The 26,301-nt window shown below is 64.5% G+C and carries 22 protein-coding genes and 1 tRNA gene; 15 read left to right on the forward strand and 8 right to left on the reverse strand.

The window, feature by feature from the left end:
• Positions 1-63 precede the first annotated feature (63 nt).
• The 9 genes from ACN9MV_RS18695 to ACN9MV_RS18735 all read left to right on the forward strand — a co-directional run bounded on the left by ACN9MV_RS18695 (position 64) and on the right by ACN9MV_RS18735 (position 8,531).
• Positions 64-1,056 (forward strand): class I SAM-dependent methyltransferase, encoded by a 993-nt coding sequence (locus tag ACN9MV_RS18695; protein ID WP_093175927.1) that lies wholly within the window; start codon positions 64-66, stop codon positions 1,054-1,056.
• A gap of 47 nt (positions 1,057-1,103) precedes the next feature.
• Entirely contained in the window at positions 1,104-1,922 is an 819-nt protein-coding gene (locus ACN9MV_RS18700; protein ID WP_093056417.1) for a hypothetical protein, read from the forward strand.
• 25 nt (positions 1,923-1,947) lie between these two features.
• Positions 1,948-2,241, forward strand: a complete 294-nt coding sequence (locus ACN9MV_RS18705; RefSeq protein ID WP_093056416.1) for a DUF1330 domain-containing protein — start codon at positions 1,948-1,950, stop codon at positions 2,239-2,241.
• A gap of 88 nt (positions 2,242-2,329) precedes the next feature.
• Complete coding sequence (locus ACN9MV_RS18710) at positions 2,330-3,244, forward strand: DMT family transporter (RefSeq protein ID WP_426388930.1); 915 nt, start codon at positions 2,330-2,332, stop codon at positions 3,242-3,244.
• 23 nt (positions 3,245-3,267) lie between these two features.
• Positions 3,268-3,993: an alanyl-tRNA editing protein gene (locus tag ACN9MV_RS18715; protein ID WP_093056414.1), complete on the forward strand. Its 726-nt coding sequence runs from the start codon at positions 3,268-3,270 to the stop codon at positions 3,991-3,993.
• 12 nt (positions 3,994-4,005) lie between these two features.
• Positions 4,006-4,683, forward strand: coding sequence for a Rieske 2Fe-2S domain-containing protein (locus ACN9MV_RS18720; RefSeq protein ID WP_426388931.1), 678 nt, complete (start codon positions 4,006-4,008; stop codon positions 4,681-4,683).
• A gap of 280 nt (positions 4,684-4,963) precedes the next feature.
• On the forward strand, positions 4,964-6,067 hold the full coding sequence (locus ACN9MV_RS18725; RefSeq protein WP_426388932.1) for a Leu/Phe/Val dehydrogenase: 1,104 nt from the start codon (positions 4,964-4,966) through the stop codon (positions 6,065-6,067).
• The gene (gene argE / locus ACN9MV_RS18730; protein WP_097199014.1) at positions 6,064-7,203 is read left to right on the forward strand and encodes an acetylornithine deacetylase; all 1,140 of its coding nucleotides are present in this window, start codon (positions 6,064-6,066) and stop codon (positions 7,201-7,203) included. Before ACN9MV_RS18725 ends, argE begins: the two co-directional genes overlap by 4 nt.
• Positions 7,200-8,531, forward strand: a complete 1,332-nt coding sequence (locus tag ACN9MV_RS18735; protein WP_426388934.1) for an MFS transporter — start codon at positions 7,200-7,202, stop codon at positions 8,529-8,531. Before argE ends, ACN9MV_RS18735 begins: the two co-directional genes overlap by 4 nt.
• Positions 8,532-8,607: 76 nt before the next feature.
• On the opposite strand, the gene ACN9MV_RS18740 is transcribed toward ACN9MV_RS18735, so the two are convergent.
• The 6 genes from ACN9MV_RS18740 to cysS form a co-directional block, all read right to left on the reverse strand.
• Positions 8,608-8,700, reverse strand: a tRNA-Ser gene (locus tag ACN9MV_RS18740).
• Positions 8,701-8,727: 27 nt separating this feature from the next.
• Positions 8,728-9,996 (reverse strand): aspartate kinase, encoded by a 1,269-nt coding sequence (locus tag ACN9MV_RS18745; protein ID WP_426388935.1) that lies wholly within the window; start codon positions 9,994-9,996, stop codon positions 8,728-8,730.
• Positions 9,997-10,051: 55 nt separating this feature from the next.
• Positions 10,052-11,029 (reverse strand): tRNA lysidine(34) synthetase TilS, encoded by a 978-nt coding sequence (tilS, locus tag ACN9MV_RS18750; protein WP_426388937.1) that lies wholly within the window; start codon positions 11,027-11,029, stop codon positions 10,052-10,054.
• 15 nt (positions 11,030-11,044) lie between these two features.
• Positions 11,045-12,025 (reverse strand): acetyl-CoA carboxylase carboxyltransferase subunit alpha, encoded by a 981-nt coding sequence (locus ACN9MV_RS18755; RefSeq protein ID WP_093056407.1) that lies wholly within the window; start codon positions 12,023-12,025, stop codon positions 11,045-11,047.
• A gap of 16 nt (positions 12,026-12,041) precedes the next feature.
• Positions 12,042-12,692 carry a DNA-3-methyladenine glycosylase family protein gene (locus tag ACN9MV_RS18760; RefSeq protein WP_093056579.1) on the reverse strand — a complete coding sequence of 217 codons (651 nt, stop codon included), beginning with the start codon at positions 12,690-12,692 and terminating at the stop codon, positions 12,042-12,044.
• A gap of 17 nt (positions 12,693-12,709) precedes the next feature.
• Positions 12,710-14,086: a cysteine--tRNA ligase gene (gene cysS / locus ACN9MV_RS18765; RefSeq protein WP_097199011.1), complete on the reverse strand. Its 1,377-nt coding sequence runs from the start codon at positions 14,084-14,086 to the stop codon at positions 12,710-12,712.
• Between the two features lie 204 nt (positions 14,087-14,290).
• On the opposite strand from cysS, the gene ACN9MV_RS18770 reads away from it, so the two are divergent.
• Genes ACN9MV_RS18770 through ACN9MV_RS18790 form a run of 5 tightly spaced genes read left to right on the forward strand, consistent with a single transcriptional unit; the run spans position 14,291 to position 17,700 of the window.
• The gene (locus ACN9MV_RS18770; protein ID WP_093056405.1) at positions 14,291-14,881 is read left to right on the forward strand and encodes a tetratricopeptide repeat protein; all 591 of its coding nucleotides are present in this window, start codon (positions 14,291-14,293) and stop codon (positions 14,879-14,881) included.
• A gap of 60 nt (positions 14,882-14,941) precedes the next feature.
• Positions 14,942-15,550, forward strand: coding sequence for a peptidylprolyl isomerase (locus ACN9MV_RS18775; RefSeq protein ID WP_426388938.1), 609 nt, complete (start codon positions 14,942-14,944; stop codon positions 15,548-15,550).
• A gap of 32 nt (positions 15,551-15,582) precedes the next feature.
• A complete protein-coding gene (locus tag ACN9MV_RS18780) occupies positions 15,583-16,095 on the forward strand; it encodes a peptidylprolyl isomerase (RefSeq protein ID WP_093056403.1) in 513 nt (170 codons plus the stop codon).
• 19 nt (positions 16,096-16,114) lie between these two features.
• The gene (locus tag ACN9MV_RS18785; protein WP_426388940.1) at positions 16,115-16,891 is read left to right on the forward strand and encodes a UDP-2,3-diacylglucosamine diphosphatase; all 777 of its coding nucleotides are present in this window, start codon (positions 16,115-16,117) and stop codon (positions 16,889-16,891) included.
• 17 nt (positions 16,892-16,908) lie between these two features.
• Positions 16,909-17,700 (forward strand): zinc-dependent peptidase, encoded by a 792-nt coding sequence (locus ACN9MV_RS18790; RefSeq protein ID WP_426388941.1) that lies wholly within the window; start codon positions 16,909-16,911, stop codon positions 17,698-17,700.
• Positions 17,701-17,813: 113 nt separating this feature from the next.
• Here the strand turns inward: ACN9MV_RS18790 and ACN9MV_RS18795 are convergent, their stop codons facing one another.
• Positions 17,814-20,684 carry a DUF349 domain-containing protein gene (locus ACN9MV_RS18795; RefSeq protein WP_426388943.1) on the reverse strand — a complete coding sequence of 957 codons (2,871 nt, stop codon included), beginning with the start codon at positions 20,682-20,684 and terminating at the stop codon, positions 17,814-17,816.
• Positions 20,685-20,898: 214 nt separating this feature from the next.
• Positions 20,899-24,714: a DUF748 domain-containing protein gene (locus ACN9MV_RS18800; protein ID WP_426388944.1), complete on the reverse strand. Its 3,816-nt coding sequence runs from the start codon at positions 24,712-24,714 to the stop codon at positions 20,899-20,901.
• Positions 24,715-25,450: 736 nt separating this feature from the next.
• Between ACN9MV_RS18800 and ACN9MV_RS18805 the strand changes: the two genes are divergently transcribed.
• The gene (locus tag ACN9MV_RS18805; protein ID WP_093055958.1) at positions 25,451-26,290 is read left to right on the forward strand and encodes a lytic transglycosylase domain-containing protein; all 840 of its coding nucleotides are present in this window, start codon (positions 25,451-25,453) and stop codon (positions 26,288-26,290) included.
• Positions 26,291-26,301 lie beyond the last annotated feature (11 nt).

Raw genomic sequence — 26,301 nt, forward strand, 5'->3', positions numbered from 1 at the left:
ATGGTTTCGACCAGCGCAAAGTAATTAGTTCGTTTTCAATAGTGTTTAACCCACAGGTGACCCATGCAAAATGTTGATCGCGGCATTACTGGTTCCTCCCTCGCAGGCTCCGCAATCCTGCTGGAAATAGGTGCAGAGTACGGAATCATTGAATTTCTCCAGAAATCGCCGGTCGTGGACGCTGCAACGGCGTCCCGATCCTGCGGAATCAAGGAATCGGTGATTTCCGCCTACCTCGACTCCCTGAGCAAGGCCGGAATCATCGAGGTGTTGGATGAAAAAGCACCCGCCACCTACAAGGCCGGCAGCAATTTCGACGAATTGATCAATGAAGTCGGATATCTTTCCTGGGCGCTCCGCGCTTGCGCCCCCTTGATCAACAACGCGAAAGAGTTTTCGGAAAACAACGAAGAGGCGCAACTCAAATACCCACGCAGCGGTGGTCTGGTCGCCCGCACATCGAAATGGATGGGCGAAAAATCCTTCTATCCGCAGCCGGAAAACGCCATCGTCGCGATGGCACCAAAGAAAATCGTAGATCTTGGATCAGGCTCCGGCGGGTTCCTGATCCGCATGCTCAGGAAAATTCCGGGCTCAAAAGGCGTTGGAATTGATCTGAGCGCGTCGGCCACCGAACAGGCCGTTCGCGCAGCCAGTGAAGCGGGAATGAGCGACAGGCTCCAGTTCGTGACTGCCCCCATCCAGATCCTCACGGAAGATGCCTCTCTCATCAGGGACGCGGACATCATCCACGCAGGATTTGTCATGCACGATCTTCTTCCTGCCGAAGAAGAAACGCTCGACTCGTTGCTGCGTGCCTGCTGCGCCAATGCAATCAAGGGCACGCTGATCATCGTCGATGCGATTCCTGTTGCTCAATCCAGCTGGGAAAAGCCGTTCGCTGCGGCATTCAATCATCTGCACAATCATTTCATGTCCAGGAAGCTTCTCAGTGAAGATGAATGGACTGAAAAATTGTTCCGCGCGGGCTTTTCCAATGTGCGGGTCGAAATACTTGATCACCCTGGAGGGCGAATGTTGATGGCCAGTAAATAATTGAATTTTCACGGCATTTTTTAACCAACTGTAATTAGGAGCACGAAATGAGCGTTACCATTTCCGATCTGGTTGAGAGAGTTAAAAGTCATCGTTGCTATTCCCACCCGATTTTCAAGAATTGGGTAAAGATCGAACCGGAGCCTCCTGTTGTGGGAGCCCTTTTCCACCAGATCCAGAGCTTCTGCGCGTCCACGCGTCCCGGATGGAGTTTTCCGGATGCGCTCAAGGAGCACGGGCTGCACAGGCAGAGCGAGCTGCTGGAAGAAATCGTCGAGAGCGAATCGGGCCACGGCCCTGAACTGGCGACGATGGCGGGATACATCGTCAATCAGTCGGCCGAAAAGCCCGTGTTTGCAGACCTCTACAACCAGGAAAAGGTCGAAGCGAAGCTCAAGGACTTTTCCAACCAGTTGCTCGGCTCCCTGCCCGGCTACGACATGGACACCGGGTTGACCGCGCAAGTCCGCAAGGCCATCGGTGTCTTCGATCACCGCAAGATGACGGACATCGAAAACACCTACCGGAATCTCGGCACCACGCTGGCGCTGGAAATGATCTCCAACCAGCAATTGATTCCGGGCGAAAAGTATTGCCTGGTGGACAGCGGCATCTACAACGCCGACCTCGAAGTGCCTGAAATGCACTACCTGCTGGAGCACTGGGGCGAAGTCGGCGCCGAGCAGCACCACGAGCAAAACGCCCGCACCGCGGTCGAACTCGCCTTGAAAACCGAGTACGCCCACTTGGTCATCGAAGGCGCGGACGATTTTCTCGATTCGCTGACCGGCCTCTGGGACGTTCTGGATGCGGCATTGCTGCAATCCGGTGTCGCCGCGGAGCAAAGAAAAGTGGCTTACGTATAACGGCGGCGCCAAGCCTGGTTGTCATATGGTCGCCTATCTGATTGGCCGGATGTCCATTGTGGATCCGGATCAATACAACCAATACAAGCAACTCACGCCCGGGATCATAGAAAAGTTCGGAGGCAGGTTTCTGACGCGGGGAGGCGAGCGCATGCATTTGGAAGGCGCTCTGGATGATCGGCGCGTGGTTCTTGTCGAATTCAAATCTGCCGATGCGGCGAGAAAATTCTACGAATCGCCGGAATACACCTTTGCAAAGGAATTGCGAAAAGATGCTGCAGCCGATATGCAGCTCATGGTGATCGAGGGATTTGAATAGCGATAGCTTTTCGCCCTGCCCTTTTGATGCTTTAAAAAACAAACTGGCTGGCACGACCGATGGAGACCCGGTCGTGCCGGAACGAAATATGACGACTATTGCCCTACCTGTTGCTTCAAAAAGCAAAAACTTCTTTTCTTTCGTTGCGCTTCTGCTTGGCGCGGCGGCGTTGGCGCTGGGCGGCGTTTTTCTTCGCCACAGCGAATTGCCTCCAACCGCGAGCGCGGTCTATCGGGTTGCGCTGGCAATTCCGATTTTCTTTCTGCTCGACATGCTTTCGGCAAGAGCCGAGCCCGTGCGCACGACTGGCTCGCCCACTGAAAAAATGCCGGCCATTCCGATCAAGCTCATCCTTGTCGGATTCATCTTTTCCGGAAATCTGGCGCTTTATCACTGGTCGATGACGCTGACTACGCTGGCCAATTCCAATCTTCTTGCCAACCTTGCCCCGATCTTCGTGGTGCTTGGGTCCAACCTGTTTCTGGGGAAGAAATTCAAGCCCGGCTTCCTGTTCGGAATGCTGTTTGCGCTGGCCGGCGCATTCATCCTGATCGGACATCGGCTGGATTTTGGTTCGACCTACATGGCAGGAAATCTGTTAGGCCTTTTGACCGCGGTTTTTTACGGCTCATATCTTCTGGCGGTCAGCCTCGTGCGCTCGAACTATCGAACGATGACCGTCATGGCGTGGAGCAGCGTCGGTACGTTGATCATTCTCCTGCCCATCACGATCCTGCGCGGCGAGTCGCTTGTTCCGCACACGATCAACGGAATGCTGATGCTGCTGGCCTTGGCTGTCGTGTCGCATGTCGGAGGCCAGGGCCTCATTGCCTATGCGCTGGCCAAGCTCCCGGCCGCGCTTTCTTCGATCACCCTGCTGATACAGCCTGTCATTGCAACCGTGCTCGGCGCCTATCTGTTCCACGAATATCTGAGCGCCACCGAGTTTGCGGGGGCCGTGATCATTCTGATCGGCATCGTTACCGCACGACGATTTTCATAAGCGTTTCGCCAACCGAGGAATTCATGTCTCCTTATCTCTGCCATATCGAACCCGATTGCTTTCAATTCGAAGCCAATGTCATAGCGCGCCGCCCGAATGCGGTTCTTCTCGACCGGTCTTTCTTCTATCCGGGCGGTGGCGGGCAATTGGCGGATCGCGGCACGCTGCAATGGAATGGTGGCGAAATCAAGATCGGCCGGGTCGAAACGGAGGGTCGCAATGCGTGGCACGTCTTCGACGAGGCTGAAACCGCCTCCATTCCCGGCGACAAGGTCGTCGCCAAAGTGGATCAGGATTTCCGCTTCATGATGAGCCAATTGCACACGGGCCTGCACATCCTCAATGCGCTCGTCTATCAGCGCTTCGAGGGCTCGCTGGTAACGGGCGTGCAAATGGCGGCCGACGGCACGGCCCGCATCGACTTCGACTTGCCCGCGGCCGACAACAACGAGTTGCGCAAGCTCGAGCCCGAGCTCAACACCCTCATCTCCGACGGGCTGCAGGTGAATGCGGTGTACCTCGACGCAGCCGGACTCTCGCGCGAACCGGGGGTACTACGCAGCCGGTCCGTCGCACCGCCGAGCCAGGACGACGGCACCACGCGCATCATCGAAATCGTGGGACTCGACCGGCAGGCCTGCGGTGGAACGCATCTTTCGAAGACTTCGCAATCGGCACCGTTGCGCATCCTGAAGATCGAGAACAAGGGGCAGCACAACCGGAGGATCCGGATCGGCCTGGTCAAATAAGACGAGCGAGCCATGCCGCCCGTTGAACCGCCCCCCTCGCGCCCTCTGCCCGAGGGCTTTTTGCCTCCGAACTGCACGTTCTCCGAGCAAGACTGGCCGGTTCTGGCCAGGCAATGGTTTCCGGTCTCACGCGTCGACGAGGTGCCGGCAAAGCCGAGGCAGGTGATCTTGCTGAATCTGCGGTTGGCCATCTATCGCATGCCGCATGGCATTCGCATTGGCCGGGACATGTGCCCGCATCGCGGACTGCCATTGAGCACGGGGCGCATCGAAGAAGACGAACTGGTCTGCGCCTATCACGGCCTGCGCTACGGGTCCGATGGGCAATGCCGCAAGGCCCCGGAGAAGCTTGCACTCAAGACGGTGGAATGCTTCAGGATCACGATGTTTCCTGCTGTTGAACGCCATGGCCTTGTCTGGACTTGCCTGATCCCCCAAGGCGAGCCGGGAATACCGGATATTCATTCGACGATCGAAGCCTCCGATCCGGAGCGTCCGGCATCGCCAATCAAACTTCAATATGAAGATTGGATAGATTCGGCAAAATTCGAATTTTCCGGCGGCGAAATAACAATCGACCCCGAGCATCACCAGTCGCTGCAGGATCTCGCGCTTAACGAGTACCAAAGGCTGTTCAGCGAGATGGGATTGATCACGACAGCGCCCGCATTGCAGCCGTCCCGCGCCTGATCTTGCGGCGCCAAATTTTCACCAATATCACCGCGTCTCCCGATGTCATGCTGTGCCCAACAGCGAGGCCATCACATGACGCAATCATTCCGCCAAGCAAGCCCTGAAGTTCTGTCGCTCACCGATGCGGTGCTCGACGTTCCTCCAGTAGAGCTATCGCTATATCTACACCGCTTGCTGCTGTTTCTAGCCTGCGTTCCCGGGCATTGATGCGGCAGCGGCCCTGGAGCAGGCCGCGTCCGCATTCGTTCACATCGAAACTCAAAAAACAGATAAATAAATGACCGTCTTCTCTACCGAGTCTTTTGCGGACCATGAACAGGTGGTCTTCGTATCCGATGATCGGGTCGGGCTCCGGGCCATCATCGCCATTCACAGCACCCGGCTCGGGCCGGCCCTGGGCGGATGTCGCATGTACCCCTACGCCGACGAAGCTTCCGCCCTGCGCGACGTGCTTCGCCTGTCGCGCGGAATGACTTTCAAGGCCGCGGCCGCGGGGCTCGGCCTGGGTGGAGGAAAGTCGGTGATCCTCGGCGACCCGCGCAAGAGCAAGACGCCCGAACTGCTGCGGGCGATGGGCGTGGCGGTCAACCGCCTGGGGGGCCGCTACATCACCGCCGAAGACGTGGGCACCACTGTCGCCGACTTCGCCTGGGTGCGACAGAACACCCGGCACGTGGTCGGGTTGCCGGAAGAACTGGGCGGCACCGGAGATCCTTCGCCGACCACGGCATTGGGCGTCTATCACGGCATCGTGGCCAGCGTCGCGCATCGGCTGGACCGCGACCTGCGTGGGCTGACGGTGGCAGTGCAGGGCCTGGGCAACGTCGGCTGGAACCTGTGCCGGTTGCTCGCCGGCGCGGGGGCACGCCTCACGGTATCCGACGTCGATGCGGCGCTCGCGCGCAAGGCCTGCTCCGAGTTCGATGCGCAGGCGGTCGAGCCCGACGAGATCTATGCCGTTCAGGCCGACGTGTTCTCTCCTTGCGCGATGGGCGCCGTCGTGAACGATCGAACCCTGCCGCAGATGAAGTTCCGGGTGATCGCCGGCGGCGCCAACAACCAGCTGGCCGGCGACGAACATGGCAGGCAGTTGCGCGACAAGGAAATCCTGTACGCGCCGGACTTCGTGATCAACGCGGGCGGCCTGATCCGCGTGGCGTCGGAGCACGAAGGCTTCAATTCCACAAAAGTGGATTCGCAGGTGAAAGCCATCGGCGCCACCCTGCACCGGATCTTCGAACTCGCCGGGCGCACGGGCATGCCGACGCAATCCGCGGCCATGCAGCTCGTGCAGGAGCGGCTGGGCGGCGGCAACTCCGGCAGAAGCGCGAACAACGGCAACAACAGCGCCAGCAATGCCCTGGCCGAGCGTGTCGCATGACCACCATCGAGATCCTCAGAACCCTGGTGGCATTCGATACGACCTCGCATCGCTCGAACCTCGACCTGATCCACTGGATCGCCGACTACCTCGCGGGACACCGGGTGAAGGTGCACCTCGTGCACAGCGAGGACAAGCGGAAGGCGAACCTGCTCGCCAGCATCGGCCCCGACATGGCGGGCGGCATGGTGCTCTCCGGGCACAGCGACGTCGTGCCCGTGACCGACCAGAACTGGAGCGCCAATCCCTTCACGCTGGTCGAACGCGACGGCCGCTTCCACGGCCGCGGCGCGGCGGACATGAAGGGCTTCATCGCCGCCTGCCTGTCGGCCGTGCCTGCCTGGCAGCGGCGCCCCCTGGGCCGTCCGATCCACCTTGCTTTCTCTTATGACGAAGAGATCGGGTGCCTCGGCGTTCCGGAGCTCGTGAACCGCTTGAAGACGCAAGTGGAAGCCCCCGCGCTGGCCATCATCGGCGAGCCGACCGAGATGCGGATCGGCGTCAGGCACCGGGGTTTCTTCGGGCACAGGGCGCTCTTCAGCGGGCTTCCCGCGCATTCGAGCGACCCGTCGCTCGGCGCCAGCGCGATCGAGCCCGCCGCCTACCTGGTCACCTGCCTGGCCGGGTTGCGGCGCAGCTTTGCCAGCCGGGGTGGCGAGGCCACCATCAACATCGGCCGGATCGACGGAGGCACCGCCATCAACATCGTGCCGGGGTGCTGCGAGGTCCTGTGGGAGTTTCGTCCGCAAGACGAAGCGGCTGCGGAACTCGTGCGCGATACGGTCCGGGATGCGCTGATGGACCTTCCTCTTGGCGTCACGGTCGAGGCGGTGCAGGTAGCGGGCGTGCCGGCGCTGTCGGCACGCGACAACGATGCGGCAGTCTCGGTCGCACGCGAACTCGGCGCGCTCTGGCCGGAGGCAGACCTGCCGTTCGGCACCGAAGCGGGCTTCTTCCAGCAGGTCGGCATTTCAACGGTGGTATGCGGCCCCGGCTCCATCGCGCAGGCCCATCAGCCGGACGAATGGATCTCCGCAGCCCAACTGCAGGCGGCCGATCGCTTCATGCAATCGGCCGGCGCATGGGCGCTCGCCGAAGCCGATGTCTCACCCGCCCCTTCTCTCAAGACAGCATGAAAAACCTCGACGCAGCCACGGTGGCTGATGCCACCAGCGCCTTCGGCACCCTCACCTCCAACGAGCCCCACGATGCAACGCGCCGGATGATTCCCGCGGCGGTCATCGGCAACACGCTCGAGTGGTTCGACTTTGCCGTCTACGGCTTCTTCGCGATCACGATTTCCAAGCTGTTCTTCCCCACGGGCGACGAAACCTCTTCGCTGTTGCTGACCGTGGCGACCTTCGGCGTGGGCTTCGTGATGCGACCGATCGGTGCAGTGATTCTTGGCGCGCTCGGCGACACACATGGGCGCAAAGCCGCGTTGTCGACAACGATCCTGCTGATGGCGCTTGGAACGGCAATGATCGGCCTGGCGCCGACGTACGCCGATGCGGGCCTCTGGGCGCCCGCGTGGATCGTGCTGGCGAGGCTGATCCAGGGCTTCTCCGCCGGCGGCGAGGTCGGAGGGGCGACGGCGTTTCTCGTCGAGCACGCGCCGAAAGATCGCAAGGGCTACTTCGCAAGCTGGCAGCAGGCGAGCCAGGCCGGTGCACTCCTGCTCGGATCGCTCTTTGGCGCGACGCTGACGGGGGTTCTGAGCCCCCAGCAACTGGAAGCGTGGGGCTGGCGGATTCCGTTTCTGTTCGGCCTGGTCATCGGCCCGGTGGGCTGGTACATCCGCGCCAAGACGCGGGAGCCCGCAACCTTCGAGCGGGCCAAGGCCGCCAACCAACAGGCGTCGCCGCTGAGGCAGGTGATGGGCTCGTACCGCAAGGAAATCATTGCCGGGTTCGGCGTCACCATCGTGTGGACGGTGTGCACGTATTTCTTTCTGGTCTACATGCCGACGTACGCCGTGCGCACGCTGAAGTTGCCGCAGAGCGCATCGCTGTGGGCAAATGGCGCCGGGCTCCTGGTGCTGGTCGTGCTGGCGCCGGTTTTCGGCGGGCTGTCGGACCGGATCGGACGCCGGCCGCTGCTGGTCGGGTTCGCTGCCGCGATCCTCGTGCTGGCCTATCCGGCGCTCTGGCTGCTCACGGCCTTTCCGAGTGCCGCGACCTTGACGGCTGTGCTGGTCGTCTTTGCCGTACTGATCGCCGGGTTCACCGGCCCCGCTCCCGCCGCCATGGCCGAGCTCTATCCACCGCAGGTGAGGTCCACGGGGCTTTCGATTGCGTACAACTTTGCTGTCACGATCTTCGGGGGCTTCGCGCCATTCATTGCCACGGCGCTGATCGCCCGGACCGGGAGCCCGCTCGCCCCTGCGTGGTATGTGATGTTCGCCGCGGCCGCCAGCCTGGTGGCGCTCCTGGTCGGAGGTTCGGCTCTGCGCAGCAAGGCTTAGTGCCAAAGTTCTTTTCTGCCATGGGCTCGGACAGAAAAAAGCCCCTGTAGTCTCACAACTACAGGGGCTTTTGTCTTGGCGGAACCGGAGGGATTCGAACCCTCGATGAGGCTCTACACCCCATACTCCCTTAGCAGGGGAGCACCTTCGGCCACTCGGTCACAGTTCCTGAAAGAAGCCGAGATTATGCCATCACTTAGGCGCTCGGTTGGTCGAGATCGAACGCTTTATGCAACGCTCGCACGGCCAGTTCCATATATTTTTCGTCGATCACGACCGAGGTCTTGATTTCGCTGGTCGAGATCATCTGGATGTTGATGCCCTCTTCGCTCAGCACGCGGAACATCTTGCTCGCCACGCCCACGTGGCTGCGCATGCCGATGCCGACAATGCTGACCTTGCAGATCTTCGTGTCGCCGACGATCTCGGTCGCGCCCAGCGAGGGCATGACCTTCGACTGCAGCAGGTCGATCGTCTTCGCGTACTCGTTGCGATGCACGGTGAAGCTGAAGTCGGTCTTGCCGTCCTTGCTGAGGTTCTGGATGATCACGTCGACTTCGATGTTGGCGTCTGCCACAGCACCGAGGATGTGATACGCGATGCCGGGCTTGTCGGGCACGCCGAGCACCGAGATCTTGGCTTCGTCGCGGTTGAATGCGATGCCGGATACGACGGCTTGTTCCATGTTTTCGTCTTCCTCGAAAGTGATCAGCGTGCCGGACTTGGCCTCTTCATTGATGTCGATGTCCCACAGCGTGAAGCTCGAAAGCACACGCAGCGGCACCTTGTACTTGCCGGCGAATTCCACCGAGCGGATTTGCAGCACCTTGGAGCCCAGGCTCGCCATTTCGAGCATCTCTTCGAAGCTCACGGTCGTCAGGCGACGCGCATCGGGCTCGACGCGCGGGTCGGTCGTGTAGACGCCGTCGACGTCGGTATAGATCAGGCATTCGTGCGCCTTCATGGCCGCGGCGATGGCCACGGCCGAGGTGTCGCTGCCGCCACGGCCCAGCGTGGTGATGTTGCCGTCGTCGTCCACGCCCTGGAAGCCGGTAATGACCACCACCTTGCCGGCGTTCAGGTCGGCCATCACGCGCTCGTCGTCGATGCTTTCGATGCGGGCCTTGGTGTACGAGTTGTCGGTGCGAACCGACACCTGCCAGCCCGCATAGCTCACGGACTCGACGCCCTCGGCCTGCAGCGCAATGGCCAGCAGCGCCGACGATGCCTGCTCGCCGGTCGAGGCCAGCATGTCGAGCTCGCGGTTGTGCGCCACGCCGGGTTTGCTGGGCGCCAGTTCCTTGGCCAGGCCGAGCAGGCGGTTGGTCTCGCCGCTCATGGCACTCGGAACCACGATCATCTGGTGGCCTGCGCGCGCCCACTTGGCGACGCGCTTGGCGACATTCTTGATGCGCTCGGTCGAGCCCATCGACGTACCGCCGTATTTGTGAACGATCAATGCCATGGGTGAAATCAGAGAAAAGGAAAGGGCCGCTTGAAAGGCGGCGCCCTGCAAGCTGTCAGAGCAAAGTCTTTGGCGAGGGCGGGGCATTGTACCAATGCAGGAAATCGCCCTGCCGCTGGACGAAACCGGCGGCCACCTTGAGGTGGATGCGGTGGCCCCGCGTGGTGCAGGCACGGACCTGGTCCAGCAGCTGGTCGAGCTGCGCAGCGCTGGGGGCGCAGCCATGCGATTGCATCAGCCAGTGGCGCAGCACGTTGGCCTGGCGGGCGCGCGACAGCGTCTGCAGCGTCGCAATGCGCGGCGGGCTGCCCACGGCGTCCAGGTCTTGTGCCGCCAGCTCGCTCAACAACTGCTGCGCCTGCGCGGCGTGGCCGGCGCTTCGCGCAAAGGTGGTGCGGAACTGCGGAAATGCTTGCTCCAGCGCGGGCAGCAGCACGGAGCGGATTTTGTTGCGGGTGTAGCGCGCGTCGTCGTTGGTCGGGTCTTCGATCCACGGCAGATCGCGGCCGGCCAGCCATTCACGGATATCGGCGCCGGCAACCGCAAGCAGCGGCCGGTAGATGTCGAGCCCGTGGCGTTGCGCATGCACTGGCATGGCCGCCAGCCCCGGCAGCCCCGCGCCGCGAGACAGCGCCAGCAGCAGGGTTTCGACCTGGTCGTCGGCATGGTGCCCCAGCGCTATGGATTTGATAGCCGCCCTCGCCCCATTTGCGCGCGCCATCTCGGCAAACGCCCCGTAGCGAGCACGGCGGGCCGCGTCTTCAGGGCTGTCGCCGGGCGCATGCCGGGCATCGACGCGATGAACGACCAGCGGCACGGCCATGCGCTCGCACACCACACGGCAATGCTGCTCGAAGCCGTCGGCCGCAGCCTGCAGCCCGTGATGCACATGAAAGGCAAGCACCTGCCCCGGCCAGCGCGCCGCGCAGGCGGCCAGCAAGGCGGTTGAATCGGCACCGCCGCTGAATCCCACCGCCAGCGGCCAATGCGCCGGCTCGAACGCGGCAATGGCGCGTTCGAAAGCGGAGTTCATGACAGCGCCTGCGCGTTATCTGCCGGTGTCGGCCTTGGTGTCGTTGAAGCGGCCGTAGCTCTGCAGGCGCTCGTAGCGGCGCTCCAGCAGTTCCTTCGGCTTCAGGTCGCTGACCTGGCGGAAGGCATCATTGAGCGCGCGCTTGAGAAACGCAGCCATCTGACGATGGTCGCGATGCGCGCCGCCGACGGGCTCGTTCACGATCTTGTCGACCAAACCCAGCGCCTTGAGGCGGTGCGCGGTGATACCCAGCGCATCGGCAGCTTCCTGCGCCTTTTCGCTGGTCTTCCACAGGATGGAAGCGCAGCCTTCGGGGCTGATCACCGAGTAGATCGAGTACTGCAGCATCAGCAGCTGGTCGCCGACCGAGATGGCCAACGCGCCGCCGGAGCCGCCTTCGCCGATGATGGTGACGATGATCGGCACTTCGAGCTGCGCCATCTCGAAGATGTTGCGGCCAATGGCTTCCGATTGGCCGCGCTCTTCAGCGTCGATGCCGGGGTACGCGCCGGGGGTGTCCACGAAGGTGAACACCGGCAGCTTGAATTTCTCGGCCGTCTTCATCAGGCGCAAGGCCTTGCGGTAGCCCTCGGGCTTGCTCATGCCGAAGTTGCGCGCGGTGCGCTCCTTCGTGTCGCGGCCCTTCTGGTGGCCGAGCACCATGCAGGGCACGCCGTTGAAGCGCGCGAGGCCGCCCACGATCGACAGGTCGTCCGAGAAATGCCGGTCGCCGTGCAGTTCGACGAAATCGGTGAAGATTTCGTTGACGTAGTCGAGCGTATAGGGGCGCTCCGGATGCCGCGCGATCTTGGTGATCTGCCAGGGCGTCAGGTCGCTGTAGATGTCCTTGGTGAGCTGCTGGCTTTTCTTGCCGAGCTGATCGATTTCTTCAGAGATGTCGACCGCGGATTCGGTCTGCACATAGCGCAATTCTTCGATCTTTGTTTCGAGTTCAGCAATGGGCTGCTCGAAGTCGAGGAAGGTTCGTTTCGCCAACGTCTTCTCCTGTTGTTCAGTACGCGACTGGAACCGGGTCCAGCGATCGCCAAATATACCAAGTCGCCACGCTGCAATATGGTGCCCAGGCCACGGCGACGTCGCGGGCATCGCTTCGGCTGACCGGATCGCCCGAAAAATAATTGACGCTGATGCCGTTGAGCAGCCCCAGGTCGTCTACAGGCAGCACGTTCGGGCGCATCAGGTGAAAGATGAGGAACATCTCGGCCGTCCAGCGGCCGATGCCGCGAATGGCCACGAGTTCTTCGATGATGAGCTCGTCCGACATGTCCTTCCACGCATCGACGTGGACCATGCCCGAATCGAAATGCAGGGCCAGGTCGACCAAGTACTCGATCTTGCGCGCCGAGAGCCCCGCCCCGCGCATGTCGTCGACCTTGAGCTTGAGCACGTTGGCCGGCGTCAGCTTGCGCGGCAGCGCGGCAAACTTGTCCCAGACCGACTGCGCGGCCTTCACCGAGATCTGCTGGCCCACGACGCTGCGAGCGAGCGTGGTGAACGCATCACCGCGCGATTCGAGACACGCGTCGCCGAACTTCGGAATCAGCCGCTTCATGACGCGGTCTTTCCGCGAGAGGTGCTTGCATGCCTCTTCCCAATAGTCCGGCGTGTAGATCTGAACGCTGGTCTTCTTGCTGGCGGGCATGGGGTTCGTCGTTCCGTTCACTGCGCAGCCGCCCAGGTCGTGCCCGTGGGCGAATCCTTGAGCACGATGCCCTGCTCGAGGAGTTCCTGGCGAATGCGATCGGCTTCGGCGAAGTTCTTCGCGGCCTTGGCGGCGGCGCGCTCCGCGATACGGGCCTGGATGGCCGCGTCGTCGAGCGTGCTACCGGCCTGCAGGAAGGCCCGCGGGTCGCCTTGCAGCAGACCCAGCGAGCCGGCCAGCGCCTTCAGCAAGCCGGCGGTCTCGGCGGACTTGGTGCGGTTGACCTCGCCAGCCAGCTCGAACAGCACGGCGATGGCTTCGGGCGTGCCGAAGTCCTCGTCCATGGCGGCCTTGAAGCGCGCCGCATGGGGATCGGCCCAGTCGATGGCCACGTCGGCCGGGGCCACCAGGTCGAGCGCGGTGTACAGGCGCTTGAGCGAATTGCGCGCGTCGTCGAGGTGCGCGTCGCTGTAGTTGAGCGCGCTGCGGTAATGCGTGCGCACCAGGAAGAAGCGCAGGCTCTCGGCGTCGTACTTCTGCAGCACTTCGCGGATGGTGAAGAAGTTGCCCAGGCTCTTGGACATCTTCTCGTTGTCCACGCGCACGAAGCCGTTGTGCACCCAGAAGCGCGACAGCGGCTTGCCGTTGGCGCCTTCGCTCTGGGCGATTTCGTTCTCGTGGTGCGGGAACTGGAGGTCCGCCCCGCCGCCGTGGATGTCGAAGGTCTCGCCCAGGGTGGCGCAGCTCATGGCCGAGCACTCGATGTGCCAGCCCGGCCGGCCTGTGCCGTAGGCACTTTCCCACTTGGCGTCGGCGGGCTCGGTCGGCTTGGCGGCCTTCCAGAGCACGAAGTCGAGCGGATCCTGCTTGCCGTCGAGCACGGCAACGCGCTCGCCCGCATGCAGCTCGTCGAGCGACTTGCCCGACAGCTTGCCGTAGCCTGGGAACTTGCGCACCGCGTAGTTGACGTCGCCGTTGTCCGAGCGGTAGGCCAGGCCTTTTTGCTCCAGCTTCTCGATGATGCCGAGCATCTGCGGCACGTATTCGGTGGCGCGCGGCTCGATGGTGGGTGGCTCGATGCCGAGCGCGCCGATGTCCTCGTGCATGGCCGCGATCACCTCGTCGGTCAGCTCGCGGATGGTGATGCCGCGCTGCACGGAGCGGGCAATGATTTTGTCGTCGATGTCGGTGATGTTGCGCACGTAGGTCACGGCGTAGTCGCTGGCGCGCAGCCAGCGCTGCACCACGTCGAACGCCATCATCATGCGGGCGTGGCCGATGTGGCAGAAATCGTAGACCGTCATGCCGCAAACGTACATGCGCACCTGTCCCGGTTGCAATGGGGAGAATTCCTCCAATTCACGCGACAGCGTGTTGTAGATGCGCAGACTCATGAGATTCGGAAAGCGTCGCTTCGCGCACGTACGGCACGGGCGAACGACGGTGTTTTTCAGGGGTGACGGGGACTGTGGTCGCGAGGGGTTGGACATGGCCCCTCGGCTACAATGAAACCAAGTATAAACGGCTGCCACCGCGCAGCGTTCGGGTGTTCCCCAAGCCCGCAAGCCTGCATCTCCCCCCATTTCCGCCGAGGCTTCATGAAGCACGCCGCATTCTCCAGACTCTCCATTGCCTTCGCACTGCTGTTCAGCCTGTGGGGCTCCGCCGTGCACGCCAACGAATACGACGACGTGAACGCGCTGCTGCGCCAGGGCAAGTCGAACGAAGCGCTTGCCAAGGCCGACACCTACATCGCCGGCAAGCCGCGCGACCCGCAGATGCGCTTCCTGCGCGGCGTGATCCTCACCGAGCAGAACAAGCAGGCCGAGGCCATCACCGCCTTCACGCAGCTCACGCAAGATTTCCCCGAGCTCTCCGAGCCCTACAACAACCTGGCCGCGCTGTACGCTTCGCAAAGCAAGTTCGACCAGGCGCGCAACGCCCTCGAGCAAGCCCTCAAGCTCAACCCGAACTACGCCACGGCGCACGAGAACCTCGGCGACGTGTACGCCCGCCTCGCGGCACAGGAATACGTGCGCGCGCAGCAGTTCGCCAGCACCAACGCCAGCGTCGCGCCCAAGCTCGCGCTGATCCGCCAGATCTTCAGCTCGAAGGCCGAAGCCGAAGCGGCCGCCCTGCCCGCGCCGCCGGTGGTCATCCGCAAGCCGGTCGGCCGCACCAGCAAGTAATCGCCGCCGGCACGGGCGCCCCAGGGTGCCTGCCGCGCAGCCCCGCCCCTTCATCCGCACATGGAGCCCCGTTTGACGACTCACACCCTCTCCCGTTTCAGCCGCCGTAGCGCCCTCGTCCTGGCCGCCGCACTCACGTTCGCCGCCACGGGCCACGCGCAAACGGCCGCGGCACCGCGCGTCAAGCTCGCCACCTCGGCCGGCGACATCGTGGTCGAGCTCGATGCAGCCAAGGCGCCCAAGTCGGTCGAGAACTTCCTGCAGTACGTCAAGGACAAGCACTACGACGGCACGGTGTTCCACCGCGTGATCGACGGCTTCATGATCCAGGGCGGCGGCTTCACGGCCGACCTGCAGCAAAAGCCCACGCGCGCGCCCATTCCTCTGGAAGCGAGCAACGGCCTGAAGAACGACAAGTACACGATCGCCATGGCCCGCACCGGCAATCCGAATTCCGCGACCTCGCAGTTCTTCATCAACGTGAAGAACAACGACTCGCTCAACGCGCCCAACCCCGACGGCTACGGCTACACCGTGTTCGGCAAGGTCGTTGCCGGCGCCGACGTGGTCGACAAGATCCGCGCGGTGGCCACCGGCAACAAGGGCGGCATGCAGAACGTGCCGCTCGAAGCCGTCACCATCAAGTCCGCCACGCTGCTGGCGAAGTAATCCCTTTCCCCCTTTCTCAAGCAGGAGCCCTCATGAGCAACCCCCAAGTCGAACTGCATATCAAGAACTACGGCGTGATCACGCTCGAACTCGACGCCGCCAAGGCGCCGAAGTCGGTCGAGAACTTCGTCTCGTACGTGAAGAAGGGTCACTACGACAACACGGTGTTCCACCGCGTGATCCCCGGCTTCATGGTGCAAGGCGGCGGTTTCGAGCCCGGCATGAAGCAAAAGCCCACCGACGCCGAGATCCAGAACGAAGCCAACAACGGCCTGAAGAACGACAACTACACCGTGGCAATGGCCCGCACCAGCGCGCCCCACTCGGCCACCGCGCAGTTCTTCATCAACGTGTCCGACAACGGCTTCCTGAACCACACCGCACCTTCGGCCCAGGGCTGGGGCTATGCCGTGTTCGGCAAGGTCATCAACGGCACCGACGTGGTCGACAAGATCAAGGCCGTGAAGACTGGCCGCAAGGGCTTTCATGACGACGTGCCGCTCGAAGACGTCGTGATCGAAAAGGCCGTTGTCACCGCTGAATGACGAACAGGCGCGACGCGGCATGACGACTGTGGCGAACCCGGCTTTTACCGAGCTGGTGGCGCCACCCGCGTGGCGCACTGTCGACCTGATTTCCGACCTGCACCTGCAGGCCGGCGAGCCCGCCACCTTCGAGGCCTGGCAGGGCTATCTGCAGACCACGCCTGCCGACGCGCTGATCATCCTCGGCGATTTGTTCGAAGTGTGGGTCGGCGACGATTCGGCCACCCTCCCCGGCTTCGAGGCTCAGTGCGCCGACTTGCTGCGCCGCACCGCGCAGCGGCTGCCGGTGTTCTTCATGCACGGCAACCGTGACTTCCTCGTCGGCCCGGCGTTTGCGACGCAGTGCGGCCTCACGCTGCTCGACGACCCGACGGTGCTCGTGCTGCACGGTCAGCGCTGGCTGCTGAGCCACGGCGACATCCTCTGCCTGGAAGACACCGAGTACCTCAAGTTCCGCGCGCAGGTTCGCACGCCCGAGTGGCAGGCCGCGTTCCTCGCAAGGCCGCTGGAAGAGCGCCGCGCGCTCGCGCGCTCCATGCGCGTGCAGAGCGAAGACCGCAAGCGCAATCCGTCGACCGTCTGGGCCGATGTCGACACCGCCGCCGCACGCGAGTGGCTGCAACAGGCAAACGCCAGCACGCTGGTGCACGGCCACACTCATCGCCCCGCCGATCACGACATGGGCAACGGCCTGCGCCGCGTCGTGCTGAGCGACTGGGATGCTGCCGCGCATCCGCCGCGCGCACAGCTGCTGTGCCTCTCCACTGCCGGCGCGCAGCGCGTCGATCTGCGCTAGCCGCGCCGCCGCCAGCAATGTTCAAGTGGCTGCGCCGCCTGCGCGCCCTGCCCCCGATTCCTGAAGCCGCCTGGCAGGCCGCGCTCAGGCGCTACGCCTTCCTGGGCGCACTGCCGGAAGCCGACCGGCAACGCCTTCGCACGCTGACGGCCGAGTTCCTGCGCGACAAGGAATTCCACGGCGCCAAGGGCTTCACCATCACCAACGAAGTGGCGCTGGCCATCGCGGCCCAGGCCGTGCTGCCGGTGCTGCACCTCAAGGGCGGGCTGAACTGGTACGACGATTTCGTCGGCATCGTCGTGCACCGCTCCGAGGTAGTAGCGCGGCGCAAAGTGGTTGATGAAGCCCAAGTGGTGCACGAGTACGGCGAAGTCGTGGCTGGCGAAGCGATGGAGCGTGGCCCCGTCATGCTGAGCTGGGACGACGTGCTGGCGAGCAGCGTCACCAGTGAGCGCGGCTACAACGTCGTGATCCACGAGTTCGCCCACAAGATCGACATGCGCAGCGGCGACGCCAACGGCTGCCCGCCGCTGCCGCCCGGCTTTGCGGGCCAGCGCAACGCGCGCGCGGCCCGCAAAGCCTGGCTCGCCGTGCTGCAGTCCGCCTACGACGACTTCCGCGAGCAGACCATCAAGGCTGAGCGCTTCGGCACCGAGCCGCCGTGGCTCGACGCCTATGGCGCCACGTCGATCAGCGAATTCTTCGCGGTAGCCTGTGAGGCCTACTTCGTGAGCCGTCCCAACTTCGCTCGCGACTTCCCCGGCGTGCTCGCGCTCTTCGATGAATTCTTTCTGCCCAGAAGGCCCTGACACCTGAACAGGGGGCAGTCGACTTGCAGCAACTGCCCCAAAGAAAAAGGCGCCCCGCGGGGCGCCTTTTTCATGGCCATCGATATCTGGCCGGAGGCTTTGGAGGTTGCCTCTTACTTGCGCAGCAATGCCTTCAGCGCATTCTGCAGACGGCGCGCACTGGAAGCATCGTGCGCCGCGGCCAGCACCTTGCCGGCATCCTGGCCCCAGGTCTGAGCCGGGGCCGGATCGCCGCGCTTCGTCAGCAGCTTGAGTTGCAGTGCACGGCGCGCGTCGAGTTGCTCGGCAGGTGTCGGCACTTCGGCGGCCATTTCGAGACGCAGCAGCGCTTCGGCGGCATCGTTCGCGGCGGCCGTCGGCGCAGAGCCGATGGCCTGCGACCATCCAGTGCGCACCGCGGGCGTGACCGCGCGGCCCAGTTCCTGGATGCTCGGCAAGCGGCTGGCGTCGCGCTGTTCCCATGCGCCCAGCACCTGCGTCAGGGCTTCGCCATGCGCTTGTGCTGCGAGCTTGCGCAGCGCCATGTCGGCGCGTTCGAGCGCTTCGCGTTGCGCGCGGAAGGCCGCGTCGCCCAGGCGCGGGCCGCGATCTTCGAAGCGCGGCGGACGATCGCCGAAGCGGCCGGCTGGTGCACCGCGATCTCCACGCGCGTCGCCACGGGGCGCCCCACGGTCGCCGCGATCACCAGGGCGACCCGGGCCACCGGCACCGGGACGTCCGCCATCGCGACGGTCGCCGAAACGGCCACCGGCACCGCGGGCTGCAGGCGCTGCTTCGGCTTTCTTGCTGCTCGGGCGGTCGTCGCCACGCATGGCCACGACTGGCTTCGGTGCGGGCTTCGGCGCCGCGGCTGGCGCTTCCGCAGCGGCGGCTTCGCCGGCGTCATGCGCCTCGCCATCGGTGCGTGCCGAAGCATCGGCGCCGTCGGCGGGAGCCACGAGATCGGCCGAAGCGGCGGGCGCTGCATCGGCGGTCGTGCCGGGCGAGGCTTCCGCATCGCTCGGGCTCGGTGCCTGCTCGGCGCTTTCGCCGAATTCGGCAGCCGCCTGCCCCGGGGCCACGACCTCGGTCGCGCCGACCGATGGGCCGTCGGTCGCGACAGCGGCTTGCTCGGCCTTCGGCGCGGGCGGCGGTGCCTCGCCGCGCAGCGCGCCTTCCAGGCGGGCAATGGCGGCACGGATCTTCTGCACGTCGCCGCCGGCATTGGCTGCGTCGAGCGCCTTGGACGCTTCGAGCACATAGCGGTCGTGCTCGCTCATCGCGGCCGACGCCTTTTCGCGCTCTGCCGTCTTGCGGTTGAAAGCTTCGTCGATGGGCGCGCGGAACGCGTCCCACAGCTTCTGTTCGTGGCGGCGGTCGAGCGGCACGCTCTGCGCCTCGGCCTGCCAGCGCTGCTGCAGCGCCTTCACGGCGTCGATGCGCAGCATCGGCTGGGCGCCGAGTTCAGCCGCCTCGGCGATCATGGCCTGGCGGCGTTCGACGCTGGCCTTCTGCGCCGTCTCGAACGGAGCGCGGGCCGCGCCGAAGGCTTCGTTCCACAGCGGCTGCAGCTCTGCGAACACCTTTTCGCCCACGTGACCGGCATCGCGCCAGCGGTCGGCGAACTGGTGCAGCGCGCGGTTGTGCGCCTTCAGGTCGGTGGCACCGGCATGCTCGGCGGCCCAGGCCTTGACTTCCTCGATCAGCGCGACGCGGAGCGCGCGATGCTCGGCCGCATCGGCGCGAACCTTTTCGAGCCAGGCCTCGACCACCTTGTGGGCTTCGTTGCAGGCTTCGTCGAAGCGCTTCCAGAGCGCGTGGTTCGGCACGCCGCCCTGGTCGGCCTGCTTCCACTGGTCGCGCAGAGCGCGCAGCGTTTCCTGCATCTTGCGGCCGCCAAGGGCCTGGCCTTCGGGGCGCTTGAGCAGGCCTTCGGCCTTGGCCACGAGGTCTTCGCGCACCTTGTCGGCGCTCCAGCGCTGCCAGCCTTCGAGTTCGCCAGCGGCCACCAGCGCGGCATGCACGCGGGCTTCGAGCGGCGCTTCGACCAGCTTGCCGTGCTCCTTGAGCACGGCGCGCAGCGCGGCAGCCGCGCCGGCGCTGGCCTTGCCATGGCCTTCGGCAGTTTCCTGTTCGAGCTTGGCGAGCGCAGCCTGCACGGCGTCTTGCGCGGCGGCGCGCAAGGCCGGGTCGACCTTGGGTGCGGCGGGGCGAGCGGGCGCGGCGGGCTTGGGCGCCACGACCTCACCGCGCGCGGCGCGCAGTTCGTCGGCCCACACGGGCACTGGCGGCAACGGCGCAGCAGCATCGGCGGCAGCAGCAAGGGCCTGGGCCAATGCGCTGTGGAACGCATCGGACACCACCAGCAGTTGCGACTTGGACGATTCGAGCTGCGGCGCGAACTTGGCGTCGAGGCTGGTCCAGTTGGCGTCGGTCGTGATCTCGGCTGCCTGCTGCTGCCAGTGGGTCACGTCGGCACGCAGCGATTCTTCGGCGGCCTGGGCGTCCTGCCAGCCCTTGGTGGACAGCACTTCGAAGCGCTGCGCCAGCAGCACGGCGGCTTCACGGTGCACCTGGGCGCGGTGCTGCAGGTCTTCGATGCCCTTGACGCGTTCGGCCAGCTTGAGCTTCAGGCCGGCCAACGGCTCGCGCGACAGCGGCGCGCCGGCCTTGGCGGCGTCGCGCTGCCAGGCCAGTGCATCGGCGATGTTGAGCTTGGACTGCCCCAGCAGGGCCTCGGCCTTTTGCGCCCATTCGGCGGCAATTGCCTCCTGCCCCTTGGCGCGCTTGAGTTCGTCGAGCTTTTCGCGCAGCAGGCGCGCGGCGCCCTTGTCACGACCGCTCAGCTCCTTGAAGACCTCCTGCATCTGCTCGGCAGTGGGAGTGCCCGCGAGCCAGTCGCGGATGCGCGCGGCGCGCTCGCCGGAAGTCGGCGCGGTGAAGGCGCCGCCGGTGAGCGTGTCGAGGGCCTGAAGGTCGTGTGGCTTGGAAGAAGTAGAGGTCACTGCGCGAAATCGTTGTCTTGGTAGAGAAAGCGAAGGCGCCGGCAAAGGCCGGCGCACATCGACATTTTCACCCACTTGCGGCTGGCCATTGAATTCCGTCCAGAAACGGTGGCGTACGCGGGGTTGTGGGCGTGGAGGTTAACGGACTACATATATAGCAAGCTGGAGAAAAAAACCAAGTCCGCGGACCGGATCCTGATCGGGTCGTCGCGCCTCACTTCATGGTCAGGCTGAGCTCGGCGCCCGGTTTCCAGTCGCTGCCGCTGGCACTTGTGCGCACGGCTCCCAGGAAGAGGCGCTCGCTCGGCAGCTTCTTCGCGAGCAGGTAGTCGCGCACGGCCGCGCCGCGCTCGACCGCCAGCTGGCGCATCGACTCCTCGTCGACCGGCACGCTGGCGAACAGCAGTTTTTCCATGTCCGGCACGGGCAGGTCTTTGGCCAGGCCGACGAGGTTGCGCGGCTTGGTGATGTCCGCGCGCTTGTACACGGCGGTCAGCAGCTCCGGGTATTCGGCGTCGGTGACGGGTGGCACGTCGGTGCCGGTCTGGCCGCCGCGCACCGCAACGCGGCGCTTCTCGGCGTAGGCGAGCTGGCGCACGCGCTGGCGCTGGTAGGCGTCGCGCTCCTTCTCGAGGCTGGAAGTGCCGATCACCGTCATCTGCAGCGTGGTCCGGTCGGTCAGCGCCTTCGCGACCTTGTCCAGGCCTTCTTTCGCGGCGGCGCTCAGCTCGGAACTGCCGGGCTCGAAGGTGATGGCACTCGATTCACCGCTGCCGCCGCCCAGGCCGCCGGTAAGCAGGCTGAACGGTGCCGTCACGGCCTTGACGATCAGGTTGACCACGGCCTTCCAGATCAGCGGGCCGACGCTGAACTGTGGATCGTTGAGCGAGCCGCTGAGCGGCAGGTCGACGTCGATCACGCCGTTGCGGTCGGCCAGCAGGGCCACGGCCAGCTTCACCGGGAGGCTGGCAGGCGCGCCCGCCACCTCGTCGCCGAACTGCAGCTGATTGAGCACCAGCTTGTTGGTGGCCGTCAGCTGGCCATCGGGCGCGACCTTGTAGTTGACGTCCATGCTCATCTTGCCGCGCTCGATGCCGTGGCCGGCGTAGCGCACCGAGTACGGCGACAGCGGGGCCAGGTCGAGATCACGCATCTTGGCGGTGATGTCGAGTTCGAGCGGTTTGGCCAGCGGGTTGAGCTTGCCGGTGATTTCCAGCGCGGCTGTCTGCTGCGCCTTGCCGCGCAGTTCGAGGTCGGCCAGCGCGGGCCGGCCGCTCTCACCCTTCGGCGGGTTCGACGAGAACGAGCTGAGCTTGCCGGTCAGCTCGCTGAGGTCGGCCGAGTAGTTGGGCTTGACGAACAGGTCAGTGAAGTCGATCTTGCCGTTGACCAGGCTCATCGGGCCGAAGTTGATGACGGGCGCGGGGCCGCTGTCCGCCTGCGCGGTGGCGACTGGCGCGGCGGCTGCCGCCGGCTTGGCCGGCTCGGGCGTTCCCCCGACCATGTTTTCGGCCGACACCGGTGCGCCGCCCGAAGGCCTGGCCGGCACGGCTCGTGTCGTGGTGGTCGTGCCACCCGGGCCCTTGCGGGTGGAGGCTTCGCCCGCTGCCGCGGCAACGGCGTTGGCTTGTGCCTCGCCCTTCTTGGTCAGGTTCAGCAGGTTGAGCCGGCCGGTGGGGTCGATGATCACGCGGGCGAAAAAGTCGGTCAGCGTGGTCTCGCGCACGTCCACGTTCGGCGGCGCGTTGGGCGCCATGCTGACCTGCAGGCCGCGCAGGCTCAGGGTCTTCCAGCTCAGCAGCTGGTTGGTGTTGCGGTCGAAGCCGGGCGACTGGGTGAGCGAGACGCTGTTGGCGCGGAAGTCGTCGAGTGCGGTGTCGCCCGACAGCTTGATGCTCATGCCCGCCGGCAACGTCGCATAGCGCACCGTGCCGCGATAGCTCGCGAAGGCGCGGCGGATGTCGACGTTGAGCGCATCCGCGTAGTAAGCCTTGAAGGTATGGGCGGGGAACGACACCACCTCCAGCCGGCCCTCGGCCGCGAGCGGCTTGAGCACGACATTGCCCTTGTAGTCGAAGCGCCCCGGGTCGGAGCGCCCTGAACCGATGCGGCCGGAAACTTCGAGCGGCGACGTCGTATTGGTGTCGGGCGCGACCTTCTGGGCGTGGAGCTTGAAGGCAGTGACTTCCACGGTCACCGGGTTCGCGCCGGCCTTGTCCGCATAAGAGAGCGCGCCGTTGTCGACCGCCAGCGTGCCGATGGTCAGCGCCCAGGGCTTGGTGTTGGCGCCGGGCTGCGGCGTTTCGGCAGCCGCAGGCTTGGGTGCGGCGACCTTCGCCTCGGCTTCCTTGGTGCCGCCGCCGGCCGGCGTCTTGAGCCAGCGCTCGAACATCCAGCGTTTCTCGCTGTCGCGCTCCACGCGCACCTTGGGGTTGGTCGCAGTGAACGAGGCCACATTCAATGTGTGCTTCGTCATATCGACCTCGGCGTCGACCAGTTCGAAGCGGCCGACGCTGGCCAGTGCGGTCTTGGCTTGGGTCAGCGCAAGCCCATCGGCGGACAGGCGGCGCGCCTTGAACTTCAGGTCGGGCTGGGCCCAGGCGATGTCGATCTGCCCGCTGAGCTTGCCATCCAGCGTGGGCTCCAGGCTCTGCGCCAGATAAGGTGCGGCCAGTGACAGCGGCAGCGCGTCGACCTCGGTCTGCACGTCGGCCACCTTGTCTGTAGCGCTGCCCTTGAACTTGAGCGAGGCGCCGGCAATGGCCGTGCTGCCATTGAACTCTGCCGGCTTTTCCATCGGCCAGGTGACGCCGGTGACGTCGATGCCGAGGTCGGTCAGGTCGACGGCGGCAGCGGGATTGACGGTTTCGTCGCGCCAGCCGATGCGCCCGCCGTTCAGGGCCACCTTGTCGACCTGCACCTTCAGAACGGGCTTTGGTGCCGGCTTGCCGGCCGGTGCGCTCGCTGCCGCGGCGGGTGGTGACGCGACCTTCTCGGTCGCGCCGGTGGCCGGGTCGGTGGCCAGCAGATTGAGCTTTCCGGCCGCGTCGCGCGCCACCGCCAGTTGCGGCTTGACCAGCGCGACTTCGCTCAGATGGAACACCGACTCCAACGGGCGCACGTCGGCCAATGCCAGCTTGAGCGAATCGAAGGCCAGCAGGTCGCGGCCACGCGCATCGGCCACCTTGGTGGCGTGCGCCTCGACCGTGCCAGTGATCTTCAGACCAGTGGTCGCGGCTTGCTCGAAGCCGATCTTCAGGTCGGCATCGAGGCTGCCTGCCTGGAGTTTCACCGGCAGGCCGCCCGGGATGTAGCCGAGATACGGCACGAGGTCGAGCCCCTTGAACTGCACGTGGGCGTCGGTCTTGCGGTTGTCGGAGAAGGGCGTGGTGAAGGCGGCCGAGTCGAATTTGCTGCCATTGAGAGCGAAGGCGAGCTTGGGCTCGGTGTTGATGTCGCGCTTGGAATCGAGGTTGCTCAGGAAGGGCACCTTGAGCACGAAGTCGCGCAGTTCGTGCTTGCGCTTGACGGTCTGGTCGTCGAAGTCGACGGAACCACCATTGATTGCGATGTTGTAGATGGCAAAGCGCGCCGGCTTGGCGTTCGGGTCGGGCGGCGGGCCGGCCGAGAGCTTGGCAAGGATGTCGTCGATGTCGTATTTGCCGTCGGCCTGGTGCGTGAGCAGGATTGCAGGCCCGTCGACCGTGACCGCGTCGATCACTGGTGCGAGCCGGAAGATCGACTGCAATTCGGCATCGGCGTAGATGCGGTTGATGGCCACCTGCGACTTGCTGCCGTCGGCGGTGGCAATGCGCAGGTCGTTCAGCGTGAGTTCGAGCGTCCAAGGCTTGAAATCGATCTTGCCGACTGTTACCTGCCGCCCCAGCTTCTCGCTTGCGATCTTCTGAAGCTGGCTCTTGGCAATCGGCGGCACCGCCAGCCAGGCAATGACCCAGAAGGCCAACAGAACCAGCACCGCGACGATCCCACGTCGCACCCATTTGTTTTGTTTGATCGAAGCTACGTCCATCGCCAGAGTGTGCCGCAAACAAGCGGCAACGCGAGGTACGCAAAAAGGACGCAAGCCCACCTCCGGAAGAAATGCCAGAAACACCGAGGAACCGGCTTTGCCGGGCCTCAAGTGTTGCCCCCGGCAGGGGGTAGGAGAAGCGACACGAAGTGCGCGCGGCCTGGGGGCAAGCCAAAAGAAAGCCCGGTGATTCGACGGAGTGTCTAGTCACCGGGCTTGATGGCGGGCACAAAACCCATGCCATCGATTCGCGCGACCGGAAGTCAATGGTTCCTGCCGTGCTGGCAGCAAGAGATTGCCACCGTGGATCCTCGGACGCTGAACCCTTGACTTGCACCTCGGGCTGCCGGACCTCGGAAAAACACCTGAAAAGCTCAGGCCCGTCCAGATTAGGCGTCGCACCCTCGGATTGCAAACGCGTTTTACAAAGGGATTTCCCCTAAGCCGAAACGCCTCGAAACGGCAACTTTTTTAAACAACTATTAGCATAACGAAGCAAGTCCTTATGCTTGACCGGGTATTTAGCCACGCTAGAATCCGCCCTGCTCTGACCGCCCGACGCGGCAGAGCCACCCTGAATCCGCTGCCGAACTCCCCCGGCTTGATCAGGTCGCCGCGCCCCTAACCCCCTTCACTCCATGCGCGGAGCCTGATTCGTACCAATCCAAGCGCCGCTGCCTTCATCCATCGCCTTCCGTGGCGTTGCGACTCGGGTGCCGCACAGAAAGGAAGAGCGATGAACAAGGCGTTTGATGTCACGGCCCGCGGGCTAAGGACCTTCGTGTCCGATGTGGCAGACGGCTTTTTTGAAATTACCCACAACGGGTTTGCACTGGTCGGCCTGGCCATTGTGTTCGCGGCCCTCGCCCTCGTGGCGCGGCCCGACCTGCGCAAGACCGGCGAGGAGCAACTGATGGGCTGGCTGCAGTCGCGCAAGCCTGCGCCTGAAGTCACCGATCTCGAGCCCACCGCCATCGAGCGCACCACGGCCGCGAGCCCCGCCGATCTGCCCAAGCAGCAGGCCGCCGTGGCTTACTGGCTGAGCAAGAAGTACCGCGTGGCCGCCGAACCGCTGAGCGTGCTCGTGGCCGAGGCCTATGGCATCGGCAAGCGCACGAAGATCGACCCGACCCTGATCCTCGCGATCATGGCCGTCGAATCCAGCTTCAACCCGTTCGCCCAGAGCCAGGTCGGCGCGCAAGGCCTCATGCAGGTCATGACCCGCGTGCACGGCGACAAGTACGAAAGCGCGGGCGGCACGCTCACCGCCTTCGACCCGGTGACCAACATGCGCGTCGGCGTCAAGGTGCTGCAGGAATGCATCTCGCGCGCCGGCTCCCTCGAAGGCGGCCTGCGCTACTACGTGGGCGCGGCCAACCTCGAGGACGACGGCGGCTACGCCGCCAAGGTGATGGCCGAGCACGAACGCCTGCTGCAGGTGGCCAACGGCCGCGCGCCGTCGACGGTCACACCGCCAACCGTGCGTCCGCAGCCGATCCCTGTGGCAACACCGCCCAAGCCTGCCGAAGAACGCACTGAGCCGGCCAAGGTGGCCCTGCTCTCCTCCGTTTCCTGAAGAGGTTTCGG

It is taken from the genome of Variovorax sp. R-27 (assembly GCF_049913215.1).
Taxonomy (GTDB): Bacteria; Pseudomonadota; Gammaproteobacteria; order Burkholderiales; family Burkholderiaceae_C; genus Variovorax.

Bases quoted from the DNA above. Each gene is read 5' to 3' on its own strand.
- ACN9MV_RS18695 (WP_093175927.1), top strand. From the start codon at position 64: ATGCAAAATGTTGATCGCGGCATTACTGGTTCCTCCCTCGCAGGCTCC.
- ACN9MV_RS18700 (WP_093056417.1), top strand. From the start codon at position 1,104: ATGAGCGTTACCATTTCCGATCTGGTTGAGAGAGTTAAAAGTCATCGT.
- ACN9MV_RS18705 (WP_093056416.1), top strand. From the start codon at position 1,948: ATGGTCGCCTATCTGATTGGCCGGATGTCCATTGTGGATCCGGATCAA.
- ACN9MV_RS18710 (WP_426388930.1), top strand. From the start codon at position 2,330: ATGACGACTATTGCCCTACCTGTTGCTTCAAAAAGCAAAAACTTCTTT.
- ACN9MV_RS18715 (WP_093056414.1), top strand. From the start codon at position 3,268: ATGTCTCCTTATCTCTGCCATATCGAACCCGATTGCTTTCAATTCGAA.
- ACN9MV_RS18720 (WP_426388931.1), top strand. From the start codon at position 4,006: ATGCCGCCCGTTGAACCGCCCCCCTCGCGCCCTCTGCCCGAGGGCTTT.
- ACN9MV_RS18725 (WP_426388932.1), top strand. From the start codon at position 4,964: ATGACCGTCTTCTCTACCGAGTCTTTTGCGGACCATGAACAGGTGGTC.
- argE (WP_097199014.1), top strand. From the start codon at position 6,064: ATGACCACCATCGAGATCCTCAGAACCCTGGTGGCATTCGATACGACC.
- ACN9MV_RS18735 (WP_426388934.1), top strand. From the start codon at position 7,200: ATGAAAAACCTCGACGCAGCCACGGTGGCTGATGCCACCAGCGCCTTC.
- ACN9MV_RS18745 (WP_426388935.1), bottom strand. From the start codon at position 9,996: ATGGCATTGATCGTTCACAAATACGGCGGTACGTCGATGGGCTCGACC.
- tilS (WP_426388937.1), bottom strand. From the start codon at position 11,029: ATGAACTCCGCTTTCGAACGCGCCATTGCCGCGTTCGAGCCGGCGCAT.
- ACN9MV_RS18760 (WP_093056579.1), bottom strand. From the start codon at position 12,692: ATGCCCGCCAGCAAGAAGACCAGCGTTCAGATCTACACGCCGGACTAT.
- cysS (WP_097199011.1), bottom strand. From the start codon at position 14,086: ATGAGTCTGCGCATCTACAACACGCTGTCGCGTGAATTGGAGGAATTC.
- ACN9MV_RS18770 (WP_093056405.1), top strand. From the start codon at position 14,291: ATGAAGCACGCCGCATTCTCCAGACTCTCCATTGCCTTCGCACTGCTG.
- ACN9MV_RS18775 (WP_426388938.1), top strand. From the start codon at position 14,942: ATGGAGCCCCGTTTGACGACTCACACCCTCTCCCGTTTCAGCCGCCGT.
- ACN9MV_RS18780 (WP_093056403.1), top strand. From the start codon at position 15,583: ATGAGCAACCCCCAAGTCGAACTGCATATCAAGAACTACGGCGTGATC.
- ACN9MV_RS18785 (WP_426388940.1), top strand. From the start codon at position 16,115: ATGACGACTGTGGCGAACCCGGCTTTTACCGAGCTGGTGGCGCCACCC.
- ACN9MV_RS18790 (WP_426388941.1), top strand. From the start codon at position 16,909: ATGTTCAAGTGGCTGCGCCGCCTGCGCGCCCTGCCCCCGATTCCTGAA.
- ACN9MV_RS18800 (WP_426388944.1), bottom strand. From the start codon at position 24,714: ATGGACGTAGCTTCGATCAAACAAAACAAATGGGTGCGACGTGGGATC.
- ACN9MV_RS18805 (WP_093055958.1), top strand. From the start codon at position 25,451: ATGAACAAGGCGTTTGATGTCACGGCCCGCGGGCTAAGGACCTTCGTG.